A 16,051-nucleotide genomic window follows, 5' to 3' on the forward strand; every position below is an offset into this window, starting at 1 on the left:
GCTCGTGAGGCGGCCGGGGCCCGGCGCACGGCCCTTCGCCGAACCCTTCGGCTCACATGACGATCCGATCACCCGCGCGGCTGGACCTCGGGCACGCCCAGGTCGGAGGTCTGCGACGGCTTGGCGAGCGCCGGGTCGAGCTCCTCGATCAGCCGCTGCACCAGCGCCGCCCGCCGCACCCGCTCGCGTCCCAGCTCCCTGGGCACCGCTCCGAGATGCCCGCCCGCGGGGTAGATGTTGGGCGCGTTGCGCAGCCCCATCTTCAGGTAGACGGGAGCGGCTGCCCGGACGATCTCCACCGCCTCGTAGAAGCGGACGAACCCGCCCTGATCATCCGGCACCTCCAGATAGAGGTCGATCGGCAGCCCGGTGGCCGCCCGGATCTCGGCCAGGTGTGGCACGGTGAGGTCGGTGCCCACGTTGACGGTGGTCGCGCCGAGCCGCTCGTACAGGGCCGCGGTCGGGCCGTTGGTGAGCGGCATCAGCACCGACGTCTTCAGGACGAGGTTCGCGGGCAGCGTCCCGTCCGCCTTGAGCGCGCGCAGCACGTCCAGGGTTCCGAGATCGCCGACGAGCAGGCTGCGGATGCCCAGCGAGCAGGCCCGCAGCGCGTCCGCCAGGCACGCCGCCACCATCGCGTTGCCGCGCGCGGCGGCGCCGACGGCCTGCGTGAGCTTGGCCTGGCCGCCGGTGTCCCAGGCGGCGCGCGGCCCGAGGAACAGGTTCACCTCGATGCCCCGCTCGGCCCCGATCCGGGCCATCCGCGTGATCTCCTCGTCGGTCAGCATCATCACGCCGCTGCCCTGCGAGGTCCTGGCGACGGGCACGCCGAGCCGGTCGGCCTCCGCGACCACCGCCTCCAGCACCTCGGGCCCCTCGACACTGGGGATCTCGAAACGGTACGGCGCCCCGTCCGCGAACCCGGCCCCGGAGGGCGCGGCGGACTGCGCAACCGGGTGCCCGAGCCGGGACATCAGGGCATGGAGGCCGGCAAGGCTGGTCATCAGGGGTCTCCTCGTCATGGATCACTTCGGCGCGCCCGGGCGTGGTGCGACGGCCGGTGTCGTCCTCGCCCCACAGCTCCAGCTCTGCCCGTTTGCCTTCCCTCGATATCACCCGCCCCTGGGCACGTGTGCGCGGCCCGGTCCCGGAGGACGTCCCGGCCCTCCTGACCGGCAGGGGATCTAAGATCGGGGGCATGGAGCTCGCCCCCGGTGTCCACGTCGCCGTCACCGACCGCCACGGAGGCGTCAGCGCCCCGCCCTACGGCTCGCGCAACCTCGGCGGCCTCGTCGGCGACGACCCGGCCAGCGTGCGCGCCAACCGCGACGGCGTCCGGGACGAGCTGGGCGTGCGGGCCGTGGTGTTCATGCGGCAGGTGCACAGCGCCGACGTCGCGTACGTGAGCGAGCCGTTCGGCGACGACCCGCCGCCGCTCGACGGCGTGTTCACCACCGAGCCGGGCCTGGCGCTGGCCTCGCTCGGAGCCGACTGCCCGGCGGTGCTGGTGGCCGATCCGGTGGCCCGCATGGTCGGCGCGGCGCACTCCGGCCGCCCCGGCACCGAGGCGGGCATCGCCACGGCGCTGGTGGAGGCCATGGCGGCCAAGGGCGCCGAGCCGGGCAGGATGCTCGCGCTGATCGGGCCCGGCGCGTGCGGCCGCTGCTACGAGGTGCCCGCCGACCTGCGCGAGCGGGTGGCGTCCAAGGTGCCGGCGACGTGGTCCACGACGTCGTGGCAGACGCCCGCGCTCGACCTGCGGGCCGGCATCGAGGCCCAGCTCCGGGCCGCGGGGCTGGCCGACGTGCGCCACGACGCGCGCTGCACGATCGAGGCGCAGGAGCTCTACTCCCATCGCAGGGAGCAGCCCGGCGGCCGGTTCGCCGGGCTGATCTGGCTGGTCTAGCCCTTCGCCCGGTTGCTGTTGAAGATCGCGTTCACGATGATGACGCCGATCCAGACCGGGATGACGTAGGACGCGTCGTTGCCCGTGAGGACGAAGGCGAGCGTGGCTCCCGTGCCCAGCACCAGCGAGACGATGGCCAGGGCGAGCCGCTGCCCGTCGGCCACGGTCTGGTTGACCGGCCTGGCCTTGGGCGCGGTCGTGGCCAGCCGCTCGTCGACCCGCCGGTCGATCTCCTGCCCCATCTTGTCGAGGAACGACTCGACGACCTCGTTCTCGTACTCGGGCCCCAGATCCCGCCGCGCGGACACGGCGGCCCGTAACTCATCCCCTGTATTCATATGTCGAGATATAACGGGATCCGGTGCTAGCGGGCAAGGATGTCGTCAAGGTTGTAACTAACCGGACGCTCCAACTGCTCATAGGTGCATGATTCGGGCGTACGGTCGGGCCGCCACCGCCGGAACTGCGCCGTGTGCCGGAACCGGTCGCCCTCCATCTGGTCGTAGGCCACCTCGATCACCAGCTCCGGCCGCAGCGGGATGAACGACAGGTCCTTCTTGGCGTTCCACCGCGACACCGCGCCCGGCACCCGCTGCCCGCCCGTCGCGGGCCCGGCGGCCGGCTGGCCGATGTTGGCCTGCGCCTGCTCCGCCCAGTGGCCCCAGGGGTGCTCGCTCAGCTCCGCGAGGTACGGCCTGATCTCCTCGACCAGCTCGGCCCTGCGCTTCATGGGGAAGGAGGCCGCCACGCCCACGTGGTGCAGCCGGCCGTCGTCGCCCCACAGGCCGAGCAGCAGCGAGCCCACGATCGGCCCGGTCTTGTGCTCGCGGTAGCCGCAGATCACCACGTCGGCGGTGCGCTCGTGCTTGACCTTGAACATCGTGCGCTTGTCAGGGATGTACGGCTGGTCGCCCGGCTTGACGATGATGCCGTCGAGCCCGGCCCCCTCGAACGTCTCGAACCATTCGAGGGCCTGCTCGTAGTCGGTCGTGACGGGCGTCAGCCGCACGGAGCCGGCCTTCTCGCCGAACAACCCCTCCAGCCGCGCCCGCCGCTGCGAGAACGGCGTCTCCATCAGCGACTCCTCGCCCAGCGCCAGCAGGTCGAAGGCGATGAACTGGGCCGGCGTGCGCTCCGACAACATCGTCACGCGCGACTTGGCCGGATGGATGCGCTGCTGCAGGGCGTCGAAGTCGAGCTGCGTGCCCACCGGCAGCACGATCTCGCCGTCGATCACCACCTTGTCGGGCAGCTCGGCCCTGACCGCGTCGACCAGCTCGGGGAAGTAGCGGGTGAACGGCCGCTCGTTGCGGCTGCCCAGGTAGACCTCGTCGCCGTCGCGGAAGATGATGCAGCGGAACCCGTCCCACTTCGGCTCGTAGAGCAGGGTGCCGTCCTGCTTCGGCATGGCCTTGACCGGCTTGGCCAGCATCGGCGCCACCGGCGGCCGCACCACCAGGTCGGGCACCGGCTCCGGCTCCTCGGGCACCTCCGGTGCGGTCGGCTCGTCGGTCATGGCTGCTCTCCCTCGTCCCCGTGAGTGGCCCTCGTGTACTTGCAGAAGAGGACGCCATCCTCCTCCAGCACCTGGCTGAGATCCAGCGCGACCTGCGCGGGCTCGCCGTTCTGAATGCGCGCCGCACCGCCGCCGACCAGCAGCGGGCTGATCGACAGGCACAGCTCGTCGACCAGGTCGCAGGCCGAGAGCTGGGCGTTGATCCGGGGGCCGCCCTCGCACAGCACCCTGGTCAGGCCGCGCCGGTGCAGCTCGGCCACGGCCTGCCGCATGTCGACGCTCTCCTCGCCGGCCACGATCAGGTCGGCGAGCTTGGCCGCCTCCTTGCGCCGTTCGTGCGGCGCGGCCTCGCAGGTGATCACGATCGTCCTGCTGGGGGCGTCGCAGAACAGGTCGCCGTCGAGGTCGAGCGCGAGGCTGCGGGTGATCACGGCGATGGGCGGCACCTCGGGCCGCCCCTGCCTGATCTCCGCCCAGGCGTCGCGCGGCGGGACGGGGCCGTACCCCTCCTTGCGCACGGTCGCGGCGCCCGCGACGACCACGTCGGCCAGCCCGCGCAGGGTCTGGAAGATGCGCTTGTCGCCCTTGCTCGACAGCGGGCCAGAGCGCCCCTTCAGCCAGGCGGCGCCGTCGGCGCTGGCGACCATGTTGAGCCGCAGCCATGGCCGGTCGCCGGGGTAGGCGTAGGCCTGCACGATATCCGGGTTGTCCTGTATGTCGGGATAGATGCGCCGCACCCCTCTACCTTGGCACACGCCACCGACATTCGATCGGCCAGGGTTTCGCCACGGATACCGCTTTTCCGTATCGGCGGACGTACCGGCGATTCTCCGCTTAACGTGACGATAGGGATGGGGATTGACGGGAGGCACGCTGTGGGGCTGCTCACCGCCGTGGCATGGACGGTCGCCGCGCTCGCCGGGGTGTACCTGCTCTCCTTGTGGCTGGCGGGCGGCGGCCTGCGCCGCGCCAAGGTCACCCGCTTCCCCGCCGCCCTCGTCTTCGCCCACCCGGCGCTCGCGGTGTCGGCGCTGGTCTGCTACGCCGCCGGCCTCGCCACGGGCAGCCGCGCGCTCGCCTGGGCGGCCTTCGCGGGCCTGGCGGTGGCCGCCCTCCTCGGCTTCGCGATGTTCACCCGCTGGCTCGGCGCCGGCCGCCACCAGATGGCGGGCCGGAGCTTCCCCGCCCTGGCCGTGACGCTGCACGGCCTGGCCGGGGTGACGGCGTTCACGCTGGTCTTCCTCACCGCCAGCGCGACCCGCGTCTTCTGAGCTCGCCGGCCTGTCAGGGCTTGGCGCTCCTGGGGCGGCGCAGCACCTGCAGCGAGCGCGCCGTGACGGCCACCACATCGCCCGCCTGCCACCCGTCGTCGGCGAACCCCTCCTCCACCACGTCATGGGTGGTGTCGAGCACGGGCAGCCAGCGCGTGCCGAACTCCTCGCCCGGCAGCGTGAACGGCAGGCTCTCGTGGTGCGCGTTGATCAGCAGCAGGAACGAGTCGTCCGCGATGCGCTCGCCGCGCGGCCCCATCTCCGTGATCGCCTCGCCGTTGAGGTAGACCATCAGCGACTTGGCGTAGCTGATGTGCCAGTCGCCGGCCGTCATCTCCCGCCCGCCGGGCGTCAGCCAGACCAGGTCGCGGGCCCCGTTGTCGGGATGGCGGCCGTGGAAGAAGCGGCGCCGCTGGAAGACCGGGTGCTCGCGGCGCAGCTTGGCCAGCGCCCGCACGAACTCCAGCAGCTCCGACTCGGCGTTCACCAGCGACCAGTCGATCCAGGCCAGCTCGTTGTCCTGGCAGTAGGCGTTGTTGTTGCCGCGCTGCGTGCGCCCGATCTCGTCGCCGTGGGAGAGCATCGGCACCCCCTGCGACAGGAACAGCGTGGCCAGGAAGTTGCGGCGCTGGCGGCGGCGCAGCGTGACGATCTGCGGGTCCTCGACCGGGCCCTCCGCGCCGCAGTTCCAGGAGCGGTTGTCGTTGGTGCCGTCGCGGTTGTCCTCGCCGTTGTCCTCGTTGTGCTTGTGGTCGTAGGAGACCAGGTCGGCCAGCGTGAACCCGTCGTGACAGGTGACGAAGTTGATCGAGGCGACGGGGCGGCGGCCGGAGGACTCGTACAGGTCGGCGGAGCCGGTCAGGCGGGAGGCGAACTCGGGCAGCGCGGAGTGGGTGCCCCGCCAGAAGTCGCGGACGATGTCGCGGTACTTGCCGTTCCACTCCGTCCACAACGGCGGGAAGTTGCCCACCTGGTAGCCGCCGGGCCCCACGTCCCACGGCTCGGCGATCAGCTTGACCTGCGAGATCACCGGATCCTGCTGGATCAGGTCGAAGAACGCGCTCAGCCGGTCGACGTCGTGCAGCTCCCTGGCCAGCGCCGAGGCCAGGTCGAAGCGGAACCCGTCGACGTGCATCTCCAGCACCCAGTAGCGCAGCGAGTCCATGATGAGCTGCAGGGCGTGCGGCGAGCGCACGTTGAGGGAGTTGCCGCACCCGGTGTAGTCGAGGTAGTAGCGCCGGTCGCCGTCGTGCAGCCGGTAGTAGGCGGCGTTGTCGATGCCCCTGAAACCCAGCGTGGGCCCCATGTGGTCGCCCTCGGCCGTGTGGTTGTAGACCACGTCGAGGATGACCTCGATGCCCGCCTCGTGCAGCGCCCGCACCATGGCCTTGAACTCCAGCACCTGCTGCCCCCTGGTGCCGGCGCTGGAGTAGCGCCCGTGGGGGGCCAGGTAGGCCATGGTGTTGTAGCCCCAGTAGTTGGTCAACCCCCGCGCCACCAGGAAGTGCTCGGGCACGTAGTGGTGCACCGGCATCAGCTCGACCGCCGTCACCCCGAGCGACAGCAGGTGCTCGATGATCGCCGGATGCCCCACCCCGGCGTACGTGCCGCGCAGGTCCGGCGGCACGTCGGGGTGGCGCATGGTGAGCCCGCGCACGTGCGCCTCGTAGATCACGGTCTGGTGGTACGGGATGCGCGGCGGCCGGTCGTTGCCCCACTCGAAGAACGGGTTGATCACCACGTTCTTCGGCATGTACGGCGCGCTGTCCTCGGTGTTGCGCCGGGTGGGGTCGGTGAAGTAATAGGGGAACAGCGCCTGGTTCCACTCCAGGTCGCCGTCGATGGCCTTGGCGTACGGGTCGAGCAGCAGCTTGGCCGGGTTGCACCGGTGCCCCTGCGACGGCTCGTACGGCCCGTGCATCCGGTAGCCGTAACGCTGCCCCGGCTGGATGCCCGGCAGGTAGCCATGCCAGACGAACCCGTCGACCTCGGGCAGGTCGACGCGTTCCTCGGAACCGTCATCGTGGAAAAGGCACAGCTCGACCCGCTCGGCGACCTCGGAGAACACCGAAAAGCTGGTGCCAACGCCATCCCAGGTGCCGCCGAGTGGATAGGGCTCGCCCGGCCAGACCTCGCGCATGTGACCCGATTGTCGCACGCGAAAGCGCTCTTGGTCTTCCAATGACCGGATCGCTGTCTCCCGCGTGCGCAGGGGGCTAGAGGAGCTCGGCCTTGAGGCTGATCGTCGTGCCGGCCAGCGCCTTGCTCACGGGGCAGTTGACCTTGGCCGTCTCGGCAGCCTCCTGGAACTGCTCGGCCGTGATGCCGGGCACGTGCCCCTTCACCGTGAGCACGATGCCCGTGATGCCCTCGCCCGGCTGGAACGTCACGTCGGCGCTGGTCTCCAGCGACTGCGGCGGCGTGCCCGCGCCGGCGAGGGCGTGCGAGAGCGCCATCGAGAAGCACGAGGAGTGGGCGGCGGCGATGAGCTCCTCGGGGGAGGTCTTGCCGTCGGCCGACTGGGACCTGGAAGCCCAGGAGACGTCGAACGTGCCGACGCCTGAGGTGTTGAGCGCGACGGTGCCCGAACCGTCGATCAGGGCGCCCTTCCACTGGGTGGTGGCGGTGCGGGTGGTGGCCATGACGATTGCTCCCTCCGTTGTTACCTTTCGACCTTATCGTGGCGCGAAAGAGTCTTGCCCGCCGGTCATCCGGCTCTACATTTGGCGCGAATAGTGACATGCTCGGGTCGCGGCGCACCCGCCGCCTTGGTCCGGAATAAACGGGAGTGTGGTGCCAGTGGAGGCACCGTACGACGACCGCCTGCTGCACCAGCGGGTGGTCGGCGGCGATGAGTCCGCGCTGGGGGAGGTCTACGATCGGCTCTCTTCGCTGATCTTCGGTCTCGCCCTGCGGGTCACCAGGGACCGGGTGATCGCCGAGGACATCACGCAGGAGGTCTTCCTGGTCTTCTGGGAGCGGCCGCTGGCCTACGACCCGGAACGCGGCACCCTGCGCGCCTGGCTGGCCACGATCGCGCACCGGCGTGCGGTCGATCACGTGCGGGCCGAGGAGCGCAGGCGCGTGTCGGCGCTCGGGCCCAGGCTGTTCGAGCGCGAGCCCGTGAGACTAGAGGACACCGTGCTGGCCGCCGACGAGGCCCAGCGGGTACGCCAAGCGGTGACGTCCCTGCCCGAAGGCTTACGTGAGGCCGTCGAGCTGGCCTATTTCGGCGGCAGGACCTACCGGCAGGTCGGCGAGGAGCTCGGCGTGCCGGAGGGAACGGCCAAGTCGCGCATCCGGCTGGCGCTGCGGCGCCTGGCGGACGCGCTGGCAGAGGAAGAAGTGTGATGGAAGCCCGGCCGCCGCACACGGTCCGGGGAAGAAGGGTGATGGACGCCGGGCCGCCGCACACGGCCGAGGCGTACCCGCAAACGCAGGAAGAGGTGTGATGGACCCCGTCGAGCGTCTCTACCTCGACGCGCTGATGGAGGACCCCGAGGTGCCGGCCCGCTCGCTGCGGCCCCAGCTCCTCGCCGGGGCCCGGGCCAGGCGCCGGCCGGCGGCCCCCACCGCCGCCTGGGCGGAGCCGTACGCCGGCCGCGTGGCCGCGATGGACGCGCTGCTGGCCTCGGCGGTGGACGACGACTGGTCGCGGATCATCGTCGAGGGCTGGACGCTCCAGGAGCTCGTCGCCCACCTGGCGGCCAAGGACGGCCTGCTGGCCGCCTCCGTCGGCGCGCCCGTGCTGGGCCCGCCGATCGGCGCGGTTGACTCGCTGTCCCGGACGAACGACGTCCAGGCCTACGAGCGGGCCCGCAGCCCCGAGCAGACCCGCAGGGACTGGCGCGCCCAGGCGGACGCCCTCTGCCGCCACCTGGCCGAGCTGCCTCCCACCACCCAGGCCACGGTCGACGGCCTGGAGGCGCCGGTCAACGACCACATCCTGGCCAGGTGCCTGGAGACGTGGGTCCACACCTCCGACGCGGCCGAGACGGCCGAGATCCGCCTGCCCGACCCGATCGCGCGGCACGTCCATCCCACCGCCGACCTGTGCGCCCGCCTGCTGCCCTTCACGATGCTCTTCGGCGGCGTGGACGGCACGGGCCGCACCCTCCACCTCACGCTGACCGGCGAGGGCGGCGGAGAGTGGCGGGTCGCGCTGGGCGTGGAGGACGCCGCGCCGGGCGAGCCCGACGCGCGCATCACGGCCGACGTGAAGAAATTCTGCTTCCTGCTCGGCGGAAGGGGGGATCCCGCCGACTTCCCCGCAGACCTGGAGGGTGATCTCGCGCTGGCCAGGGACGTGCTGGCCACCGCCCCCGCCCTTTCAGGCCCGTAACCCCATAAAAAGGGACTAATTACCGCGCGGCTATTCGTGCTGGTGATTTGACGGGTTATTGAGATCGGTGGAGGTAAAGGCGATTCCGTGCATGGGTACGCCTGCCCTTGTCCGAGTGCCCCGGAAAGGGGCGCGGGATTCCGGGCCGAACTACCCAGGATGAAAAATGCATGTGAATACCGAAATTCCACACAAGCGTCGGCATTTCGCGGCGCTCGCCGTGGCCGGCGTCACCGCGGGCCTCATGCTCCTTCCCGCGGGCCAGGGGGTCGCCGGCGCGTCGGCCGTCCCGACCGGCGTCGGCCACCACGTCGAGCCGGCCCCGGAGCGGCCGGAAGAGCCGCCGGTGCAGGCCGAGCGCAAGCCTGTCAAGGACGCTCGCAAGCCCGTCAAGGACGAGCACCGCCCCATCAAGGACCACCGCCCCATCAAGGACCACCGCCCGATCAAGGACGACCACAAGCCGGTCAAGCACGACCACGAGGAGGACCCGTTCGCGTGGGACGTCGAGAAGTGGTCCCCCTTCGGTGACGAGGGCGGCGACGAGGGCGGCGACGAAGGCTGACCCGGAGCCGGGCGCTTGAACGCGCGACGTCCCGCGAAAGCCGTGGCCGCCCGGCCGGTCACGGCATTCGCGGCGTGATTTCGGGGCAGGAATCAGACTCTGCGCAAGACGAGAAGGGGGTCCTCGTGGCGGGTGACGTGACGGGTCTCGCGGGGTTTCTGTACGAGTTCGGGCTGCTCAAGCGCTACAAACGAACCGGCTGGCTGGTCGCGGGCGTCCGCGATCCGGAGAGCATCGCCGAGCACTCCTTCCGGGCGGCGGTCATCGCAGCCGTGATCGCCGGGCTGGAGGGCGGCAATCCGGAGCGGGCCGCGTTCATGAGCCTCTTCCACGACACGCAGGAGACCCGCGTCACCGACATCCCGTACATCGGCAAGCGCTACCTCACGGCCGCCTCCAACGAGGACGTCACGGCCGACCAGGTGCGTGGCCTGCCGGCCGAGGTGGCCTCCATCGTCAGCGACGCCGTGGCCGAGTACGAGGAGAAGGCCACCCTCGAAGCCGTGTGCGCCCGCGACGCCGACAAGCTGGAGTGCCTCATCCAGGCCGTCGAGTACCGCGAGCAGGGCCACCAGAACGTCCAGGGGTGGATCGACAGCTCGCTGGCCGCGATCACCACCGAGACGGGCAAGCGCCTGGCCGAGGAGGCCCTGAGCACGGGGACGCTCGACTGGGTGACCCGCGTGCTCAACGGCGACTGAGCCCTCGTGCCGGCGGGTCAGGCCCCGGCGGCGGGCCGGGTGACCAGCTCCCTGGCGTACTCGTCGTCGCTCTCCGCCAGCACCCGGGAGACGCCCTGCGCGGCCCGCTCGTCCCCGCGGTCGGCCAGGCCGCGGGTGGCCTCGGCCACCGTGCGCAGGTCGGGGTCGGACAGCCGGGCGGCCAGGGCCTCCCTGATCCGCGGCGTGTCGGCGGCCAGCCCGGCGAGCCCGGAGGTGGCCCAGTCGCGGATCTCCGACTCCTCGTCCTCCGTCATGGAGATCAGCAGCGACAGCCCCTCCTCGTGGTCCGGCGGCAGCACGTCGGACAGCGCGATCGGGTCCGTCATCGTGCGCTTGTGCCCGGGACGGCCGAGGACGTCCAGCACGTACGGCAGCGCCCGCGGGTCGCCCTGGTGCCCGAGAGCCGACAGCACCGAGCGCAGCACCTGCGGGTTGCCCTCGGTGGTGACCATCTTCTGCAGCAGCGGCAGGGTCCGCTCCAGGTACGGCTTCTCCCCGTCGGCGAACCCGAACTGCGCGATCGCGTCCACGCCGAACTCGCGCTCCCTGGCGTCCTCGCTCACGCACAGTCTGGCCAGCGCCTCGTACGTCTCCTCGTCGGCCCGCCTGCCCAGCGAGTCGGCCACGATCCACCAGGTCTCGGCGTCCTCGTCGACGTCGCGGTGCGCCAGGGCCCTGGCCACGAGCTGCTCGAACGGCGTGTAGACGCCCGCCGCGTCCTCCAGCAGGGTCGCGACGGCGGCGTGGCCGCGCTGGGCCTGCACCTGCTCGCTCTGCTCGCCGTCGGGGGAGCGGCCGGCCACGGTGATGAGCTCGGTGCCGTCCTTGGCGTACTGGCGGGCCACGACGTACTCCCAGCCGTCCTGCTCGATCTGCTCCAGCAGCGCGGTCTCCAGGTGCACGCCCGCCCAGCCGAGGGCGACCTCGAGCGGGGTGTCGCCGTCGCCGTCGTACTTCTCGTGGTCGGCGCCCGCCTCCAGCAGCACCTGCACCACGCCGGGGGCGCCGCGGCTGGCGGCGAGCGTGAGCGGGATGTCGCCGACCTCGTTGGTGGCGTTCACGTCGGCGCCCGCCTCGATGAGCAGCCTGGCGGCGTCGGCGTGGCCGTTGGCGGCGGCCCACAGCAGGGCCGTCCAGCCGCCGTCCTCCGTGGCGTTGACGTCGGCGCCCGCGGACAGCAGCGCCGTGATCACCTCGGCGCGGTCGCGGGAGGCGGCCGCGCACAGGGCCAGCCCGCCCTCCGCCCCGCCCTCTTCTGATCCCTCGCTGGGCGTGTTGGGGTCGAGGCCGCCGGCGAGCAGCTTGCCCACGGTCTCGATGTCGCCGATCAACGCCGCGCGGTAGAGCTGTTCTGCATGCATGACAAGGGACCCTAGCCTGGTCCGGCCGCGCCCCGGACCAAGGCCGGGGCCCCGTGTCATGGCGTGGTACGCGCCCCGCCCGCGCACCGGTTCAGATTTCATACTGAATGTGCATGTTTCGATGGATGGCGGGATTCCTCCGGAAGGAGGAGCTGCAGCCGGGCACAAACGCGATATGTTGCGAGTATGACTGAACCCGGGGAGGTCCGCGCGTCGGACGCCGAGCGCGAGGCCGTCGTCGAGCAGCTCCGTGTCGCCTCGGTCGATGGGCGGCTCACGCTCGCCGAGCTGACCGACCGCACGGAGGCCGCCTACACCGCGACCACCCAGGCCGAGCTGGCCATGCTGACCCAGGACCTGCCCGCGGCCGGGGTCGCCGCCCCCGTCGCCGGGCCGGAGCGCAAGAAGCGGCGGTGGTTCGTCGGCGTCATGGGCGACTCCAAGCGCCGCGGCACCTGGCGCATCGACCAGGAGCTCGGCGCCGTCGCCGTGATGGGCGACGTCCTGCTCGACCTGCGCGAGGCAGAGGTGCGCACGGACCGGGTGGAGATCCTGGCCGTCTCCGTGATGGGCGACGTCAAGATCATCGTGCCCGACGGGGTGTACGTGGACCTCGACGGCATGGCGGTCATGGGCGACAAGAAGGTCAACGTCATGCAGGCGCCTCCCGGCATGAACGTGCCTGTGGTGCGCGTGCAGGCGTACGCCGTGATGGGCGACGTCAAGGTGATCGGCGACTCGCAGGTGCAGCCGCTCCAGCGCGGCTTCGCGGCGTGGCGCGAGCACTGGCGGCGGCTGCACGGCGACGACTGGCGCGAGATCGGCCGCCAGGTCCGCGAGGAGGGACGCGAGCTGCGCCGCCAGCTGCGCGAGGACCATCGCCGCCTGGGCCTGTGACCCGGCGGGGCGAGCCGTCCCACACCTGCGGCCCGGCGGGGCGAGCCGCCCCATCCCCGCGACCGGCCCGCCCTCCCCCTCCCCGCTCCTGCGGGACGGGGAGGGCAGGACAGCCGGCGAGCCCGGGTGACCGGAGGCCGTCAGCCGGCCAGGGTGACCGGCTGGCGCTGAGCGGCCTCGTAACGCTCCATCAGCACGTCCACCAGCTCGGGCGCCGGCCCCAGCACGTCCGAGACGACCGAGGCGCCCGCCGCCAGCGTGTCGCGGCGCACCTTGTCGGCGAAGTACCCGGGAGCCAGCAGGTACGGCGCCACGACCACCCGCGGCGCCCCCGCCCTGACCAGTGAGGCGACCGCTTCGGCCGGCGTGGGGGAGGCGGCGGAGGCGTACGCGGGGGTGACGGTCCACCAGCCGGACCGCCGCCACACCCGCGCCGTCTCCGCGATCACCGCGTTGGCCCGCGCGTCGCTCGACCCGGCCGACACCAGCACCACGGCCGTCTCCGGGTCGCCCGCCGGCACGCCCGCCTCGCCCAGCCGCCGCTCCAGCGCGGTCAGCAGCAGCGGGTGCGGGCCCAGCGTGTGCCCGTAGCGGACGCGCAGCCGGGGCTCGCGCGCACGCGCCTCGTTCAGCGCCGCCGGCAGGTCCACCCGGCTGTGGTAGGCCTCGGTGAGCAGCAGCGGCAGCACCACGGCCTCCCGCAGGCCGGTGAGGGCCTGGCCGAGGGTCGGGGCGCTGTGGTCCAGGTACGCCACCCGCACGTCGAGCGGCACCCGGTCGAGCAACGCGGCCACGGTGGCGGCGGCCCTCGGGTCGCGAGACCCGTGCGCCACCGCCACCAGTGGCACGCGGCCGGGGGCCGTCCCGCCTGCCAACGGGACGGGTCCCCCGCTGGGGATCACAGGTGAATGCCGCATTCGACCTTCCCCAGGCCCGCCCAGCGTCCGCTGCGCGGATCCTCTCCCTCCGCGACCTGCCGCGTGCACGGCGCGCAGCCGATCGAGGGGTAGTTGTCGTAGTGCAACGGGTTGATCAGCACCCCGTTGTCGGCGATGTAGTTGTCCACGTCCTCCTGCGTCCAGGCGGCGATGGGGTTCACCTTCACCATCTGCCGCTTGGCGTCCCACTCCACGACCTTGGTGCCGGTCCGGCTGGACGACTCGTCGCGGCGGATGCCGGAGATCCACGCCAGGTACGGCTCCAGCGCCCGGTTCAGCGGCTCCACCTTGCGCAGGTAGCAGCACAGGTCGGGGTTGCGGCCGAACAGGCGCGGCCCGAGGTCGCGGTCCTGCTCCGCGACCGTCCGCGACGGCTTGATGTCGATCACGTTGACGTCATAGACCTGCCGCACGGCGTCCCGCGTGCCGATGGTCTCGGCGAAGTGGTAGCCGGTGTCGATGAACAACACGTCCACGCCGGGTTTGACCCGGCTGACCAGGTCGATGAGCAGGGCGTCGCTCATCGAGGAGGTCAGGCACAGCCGGTCGCCGAACGTCGCCGCCGCCCAGCGGATGATCTCCCGCGCGGGGGCGTCGTCCAGGAACTTGGCGGCGGACTCGACGATGTCCTGAAGGTCGAGCGCGCCGCGCTGCTCTCTCAGTCCGACCTCGATGTCGACCAGCGTCATATCTTCACTCCGATTCCAAGGAACTTCAGCTTGAAGGCACGAGCGCAGGCGCGGCAGTACCAGCCGCCATCACCCTCGTAGGGTTCGAGATCCTCTTCGCCGCAGTAGGGGCAGTGGAAGGGAACCGCTCGTGTGGTCATTTCAGGTCGGCCTCGTCTGCTCGCTGAACCCAGTCGGCGAACGACTCGCCTTCCTTCTTCTGGCTGTCGTAGTTGGACACGACGCGCGCCACGTAGTCGGGCAGCGCCTTGGCTGTGGTCTTGAGACCGCGCACCTTCCTGCCGAACCCGGCGTTGACGCCGAGCGAGCCGCCCAGGTGGATCTGGAAGCCCTCGACCTGGTCGCCGTTCTCGTCCACGACGAGCTGGCCCTTCAGGCCGATGTCGGCGACCTGGATGCGGGCGCAGGAGTTGGGGCAGCCGTTGAGGTTGATGGTCAGCGGCTCCTCGAAGTCGGGCAGCCGCCGCTCCAGCTCGTCGATCAGGTCCATGGCCGTGGCCTTGGTCTCGACGATGGCGAGCTTGCAGTACTCGATGCCGGTGCAGGCCATCGTCTGGCGGCGGAACGTCGAGGGCTTGACCTGCAGGTCGTTGGCCTCCAGCTCGGCCACGATGGAGTCGACCCGCTCGGGCGCGACGTCGAGGATGACCATCTTCTGCTCGACCGTGGTGCGGACCCGGCCGGAGCCGTGCCGCTCGGCGATGTCGGCGATCAGGTGCAGCTTGTCGCCGTCGACCCGGCCCACCTTGGGCGCGAAGCCGACGTAGAAGTTGCCGTCCTTCTGCGGGAAGACGCCCACGTGGTCGCGCCGGTTGCTGCGCGGCTGCTCGGGGGCGGGCCCGTCGGGCAGCTTCTCCTTGAGGTACTCGGTCTCCAGGATCTCCCTGAACTTCTCCGGCCCCCAGTCGTTGACCAGGAACTTGATGCGCGCCCGGTGCCGCAGCCGCCGGTAGCCGTAGTCGCGGAAGATCCCGACGACGCCCTCGTGCACGTCGGCGGCCTTCTCGGGGCTGACGAACACGCCCAGCCGCTTGCCCAGCATCGGGTTGGTCGACAGGCCGCCGCCCACCCACAGGTCGTAGCCGGCCTCGCCGCGCTCGTTGACCACGCCGACGAACGCCACGTCGTTGATCTCGTGCACCGTGCAGTGCGCCGGGCAGCCGCTCAGCGCCGTCTTGAACTTGCGCGGCAGGTTCGAGTACGCCGGGTTGCCGACGACCCGGTCGTAGATCTCGGAGATCTGCGGGGTGGCGTCGAGCACCTCGTCGACGTCGATCCCGGCCAGCGGACACCCCATGATCACACGCGGGGTGTCGCCGCACGCCTCGGTGGTCGACAGCCCCACGGCCTCCAGGCGCTCCCAGATGTCGGGCACCGACTCGATCTCCACCCAGTGGAGCTGGATGTTCTGGCGGTCGGTGATGTCGGCCGTGCCGCGGGCGTAGTCGTTGGAGATGTCGGCGATCGCCCGGAGCTGGGCCAGGTCGAGCTGGCCGCCGTCGATGCGCACGCGCAGCATGAAGTAGCTGTCGTCGAGCTCCTCCGGCTCCAGAATGGCCGTCTTGCCGCCGTCGATCCCCGGCTTGCGCTGCGTGTAGAGGCCGTACCACCGCATGCGGCCCCGCAGGTCGGCCGGGTCGATCGAGTCGAAGCCCCGCTTGGAGTAGATGTCGATGATGCGCTGGCGGACGTTGAGACCGTCGTCGTTCTTCTTGTTCTCTTCGTTCTTGTTGAGCGGCTCACGGTAACCGAGAGCCCACTGGCCTTCGCCGCGCGGGCGCTTGTGGTGCCGGCTGGCAGGGGTGCGGCTGGCAGGGGTGCTCATTGCGCGTCCTTAAGATCAT

17 protein-coding genes are annotated in these 16,051 nt (G+C 71.3%); 7 read left to right on the forward strand and 10 right to left on the reverse strand.

The genetic code is table 11. The annotated features are described in order from the left end of the window. Positions 1-68 precede the first annotated feature (68 nt). Positions 69-1,004 (reverse strand): U32 family peptidase, encoded by a 936-nt coding sequence (locus HD597_RS06575; RefSeq protein WP_253740828.1) that lies wholly within the window; start codon positions 1,002-1,004, stop codon positions 69-71. A gap of 194 nt (positions 1,005-1,198) precedes the next feature. Between HD597_RS06575 and pgeF the strand changes: the two genes are divergently transcribed. Continuing rightward, positions 1,199-1,906 carry a peptidoglycan editing factor PgeF gene (gene pgeF, locus HD597_RS06580; RefSeq protein ID WP_253740829.1) on the forward strand — a complete coding sequence of 236 codons (708 nt, stop codon included), beginning with the start codon at positions 1,199-1,201 and terminating at the stop codon, positions 1,904-1,906. Here the strand turns inward: pgeF and HD597_RS06585 are convergent. From HD597_RS06585 to HD597_RS06595, 3 genes are read right to left on the reverse strand one after another with little or no spacing between them, the layout of a single operon-like run. After that, positions 1,903-2,244 (reverse strand): hypothetical protein, encoded by a 342-nt coding sequence (locus HD597_RS06585; RefSeq protein ID WP_253740830.1) that lies wholly within the window; start codon positions 2,242-2,244, stop codon positions 1,903-1,905. The genes pgeF and HD597_RS06585 overlap by 4 nt on opposite strands. Before the next feature lie 26 nt (positions 2,245-2,270). Beyond that, positions 2,271-3,422, reverse strand: a complete 1,152-nt coding sequence (locus tag HD597_RS06590) for an ATP-dependent DNA ligase (protein ID WP_253740831.1) — start codon at positions 3,420-3,422, stop codon at positions 2,271-2,273. Then, the gene (locus tag HD597_RS06595) at positions 3,419-4,159 is read right to left on the reverse strand and encodes a pyrimidine reductase family protein (RefSeq protein ID WP_253740832.1); all 741 of its coding nucleotides are present in this window, start codon (positions 4,157-4,159) and stop codon (positions 3,419-3,421) included. Before HD597_RS06595 ends, HD597_RS06590 begins: the two co-directional genes overlap by 4 nt. A 114-nt stretch (positions 4,160-4,273) precedes the next feature. On the opposite strand from HD597_RS06595, the gene HD597_RS06600 reads away from it, so the two are divergent. After that, positions 4,274-4,693, forward strand: coding sequence for a hypothetical protein (locus tag HD597_RS06600; protein ID WP_253740833.1), 420 nt, complete (start codon positions 4,274-4,276; stop codon positions 4,691-4,693). A 13-nt stretch (positions 4,694-4,706) separates the two neighbouring features. On the opposite strand, the gene glgX is transcribed toward HD597_RS06600, so the two are convergent. Together glgX and HD597_RS06610 are read right to left on the reverse strand one after the other, a co-directional pair. Then, complete coding sequence (gene glgX / locus HD597_RS06605) at positions 4,707-6,833, reverse strand: glycogen debranching protein GlgX (protein ID WP_253740834.1); 2,127 nt, start codon at positions 6,831-6,833, stop codon at positions 4,707-4,709. 76 nt (positions 6,834-6,909) lie between these two features. Beyond that, positions 6,910-7,335 carry an OsmC family peroxiredoxin gene (locus HD597_RS06610; protein ID WP_253740835.1) on the reverse strand — a complete coding sequence of 142 codons (426 nt, stop codon included), beginning with the start codon at positions 7,333-7,335 and terminating at the stop codon, positions 6,910-6,912. A gap of 151 nt (positions 7,336-7,486) precedes the next feature. Between HD597_RS06610 and HD597_RS06615 the strand changes: the two genes are divergently transcribed. From HD597_RS06615 to HD597_RS06630, 4 genes are all read left to right on the forward strand, one after another. After that, entirely contained in the window at positions 7,487-8,044 is a 558-nt protein-coding gene (locus HD597_RS06615; RefSeq protein WP_225267796.1) for a sigma-70 family RNA polymerase sigma factor, read from the forward strand. Positions 8,045-8,144: 100 nt separating this feature from the next. Next, a complete protein-coding gene (locus tag HD597_RS06620) occupies positions 8,145-9,035 on the forward strand; it encodes a maleylpyruvate isomerase family mycothiol-dependent enzyme (RefSeq protein WP_253740836.1) in 891 nt (296 codons plus the stop codon). Positions 9,036-9,279: 244 nt separating this feature from the next. Beyond that, a complete protein-coding gene (locus HD597_RS06625) occupies positions 9,280-9,600 on the forward strand; it encodes a hypothetical protein (RefSeq protein ID WP_253740837.1) in 321 nt (106 codons plus the stop codon). A 125-nt stretch (positions 9,601-9,725) separates the two neighbouring features. Then, the gene (locus HD597_RS06630; RefSeq protein ID WP_253740838.1) at positions 9,726-10,301 is read left to right on the forward strand and encodes an HD domain-containing protein; all 576 of its coding nucleotides are present in this window, start codon (positions 9,726-9,728) and stop codon (positions 10,299-10,301) included. 17 nt (positions 10,302-10,318) lie between these two features. On the opposite strand, the gene HD597_RS06635 is transcribed toward HD597_RS06630, so the two are convergent. Continuing rightward, positions 10,319-11,683 carry an ankyrin repeat domain-containing protein gene (locus HD597_RS06635; RefSeq protein WP_253740839.1) on the reverse strand — a complete coding sequence of 455 codons (1,365 nt, stop codon included), beginning with the start codon at positions 11,681-11,683 and terminating at the stop codon, positions 10,319-10,321. Between the two features lie 186 nt (positions 11,684-11,869). On the opposite strand from HD597_RS06635, the gene HD597_RS06640 reads away from it, so the two are divergent. Continuing rightward, positions 11,870-12,580: a DUF1707 domain-containing protein gene (locus HD597_RS06640; protein ID WP_253740840.1), complete on the forward strand. Its 711-nt coding sequence runs from the start codon at positions 11,870-11,872 to the stop codon at positions 12,578-12,580. A 140-nt stretch (positions 12,581-12,720) separates the two neighbouring features. Here the strand turns inward: HD597_RS06640 and HD597_RS06645 are convergent, their stop codons facing one another. The 3 genes from HD597_RS06645 to HD597_RS06660 form a co-directional block, all read right to left on the reverse strand. Next, positions 12,721-13,497 (reverse strand): sirohydrochlorin chelatase, encoded by a 777-nt coding sequence (locus HD597_RS06645; RefSeq protein WP_372513361.1) that lies wholly within the window; start codon positions 13,495-13,497, stop codon positions 12,721-12,723. Next, a complete protein-coding gene (locus tag HD597_RS06650; protein WP_253740842.1) occupies positions 13,479-14,207 on the reverse strand; it encodes a phosphoadenylyl-sulfate reductase in 729 nt (242 codons plus the stop codon). Before HD597_RS06650 ends, HD597_RS06645 begins: the two co-directional genes overlap by 19 nt. A gap of 136 nt (positions 14,208-14,343) precedes the next feature. Next, a complete protein-coding gene (locus HD597_RS06660) occupies positions 14,344-16,032 on the reverse strand; it encodes a nitrite/sulfite reductase (protein WP_253740843.1) in 1,689 nt (562 codons plus the stop codon). Positions 16,033-16,051: the final 19 nt, after the last annotated feature.

The organism is Nonomuraea thailandensis (genome assembly GCF_024172165.1).
Lineage (GTDB): Bacteria > Actinomycetota > Actinomycetes > Streptosporangiales > Streptosporangiaceae > Nonomuraea > Nonomuraea thailandensis.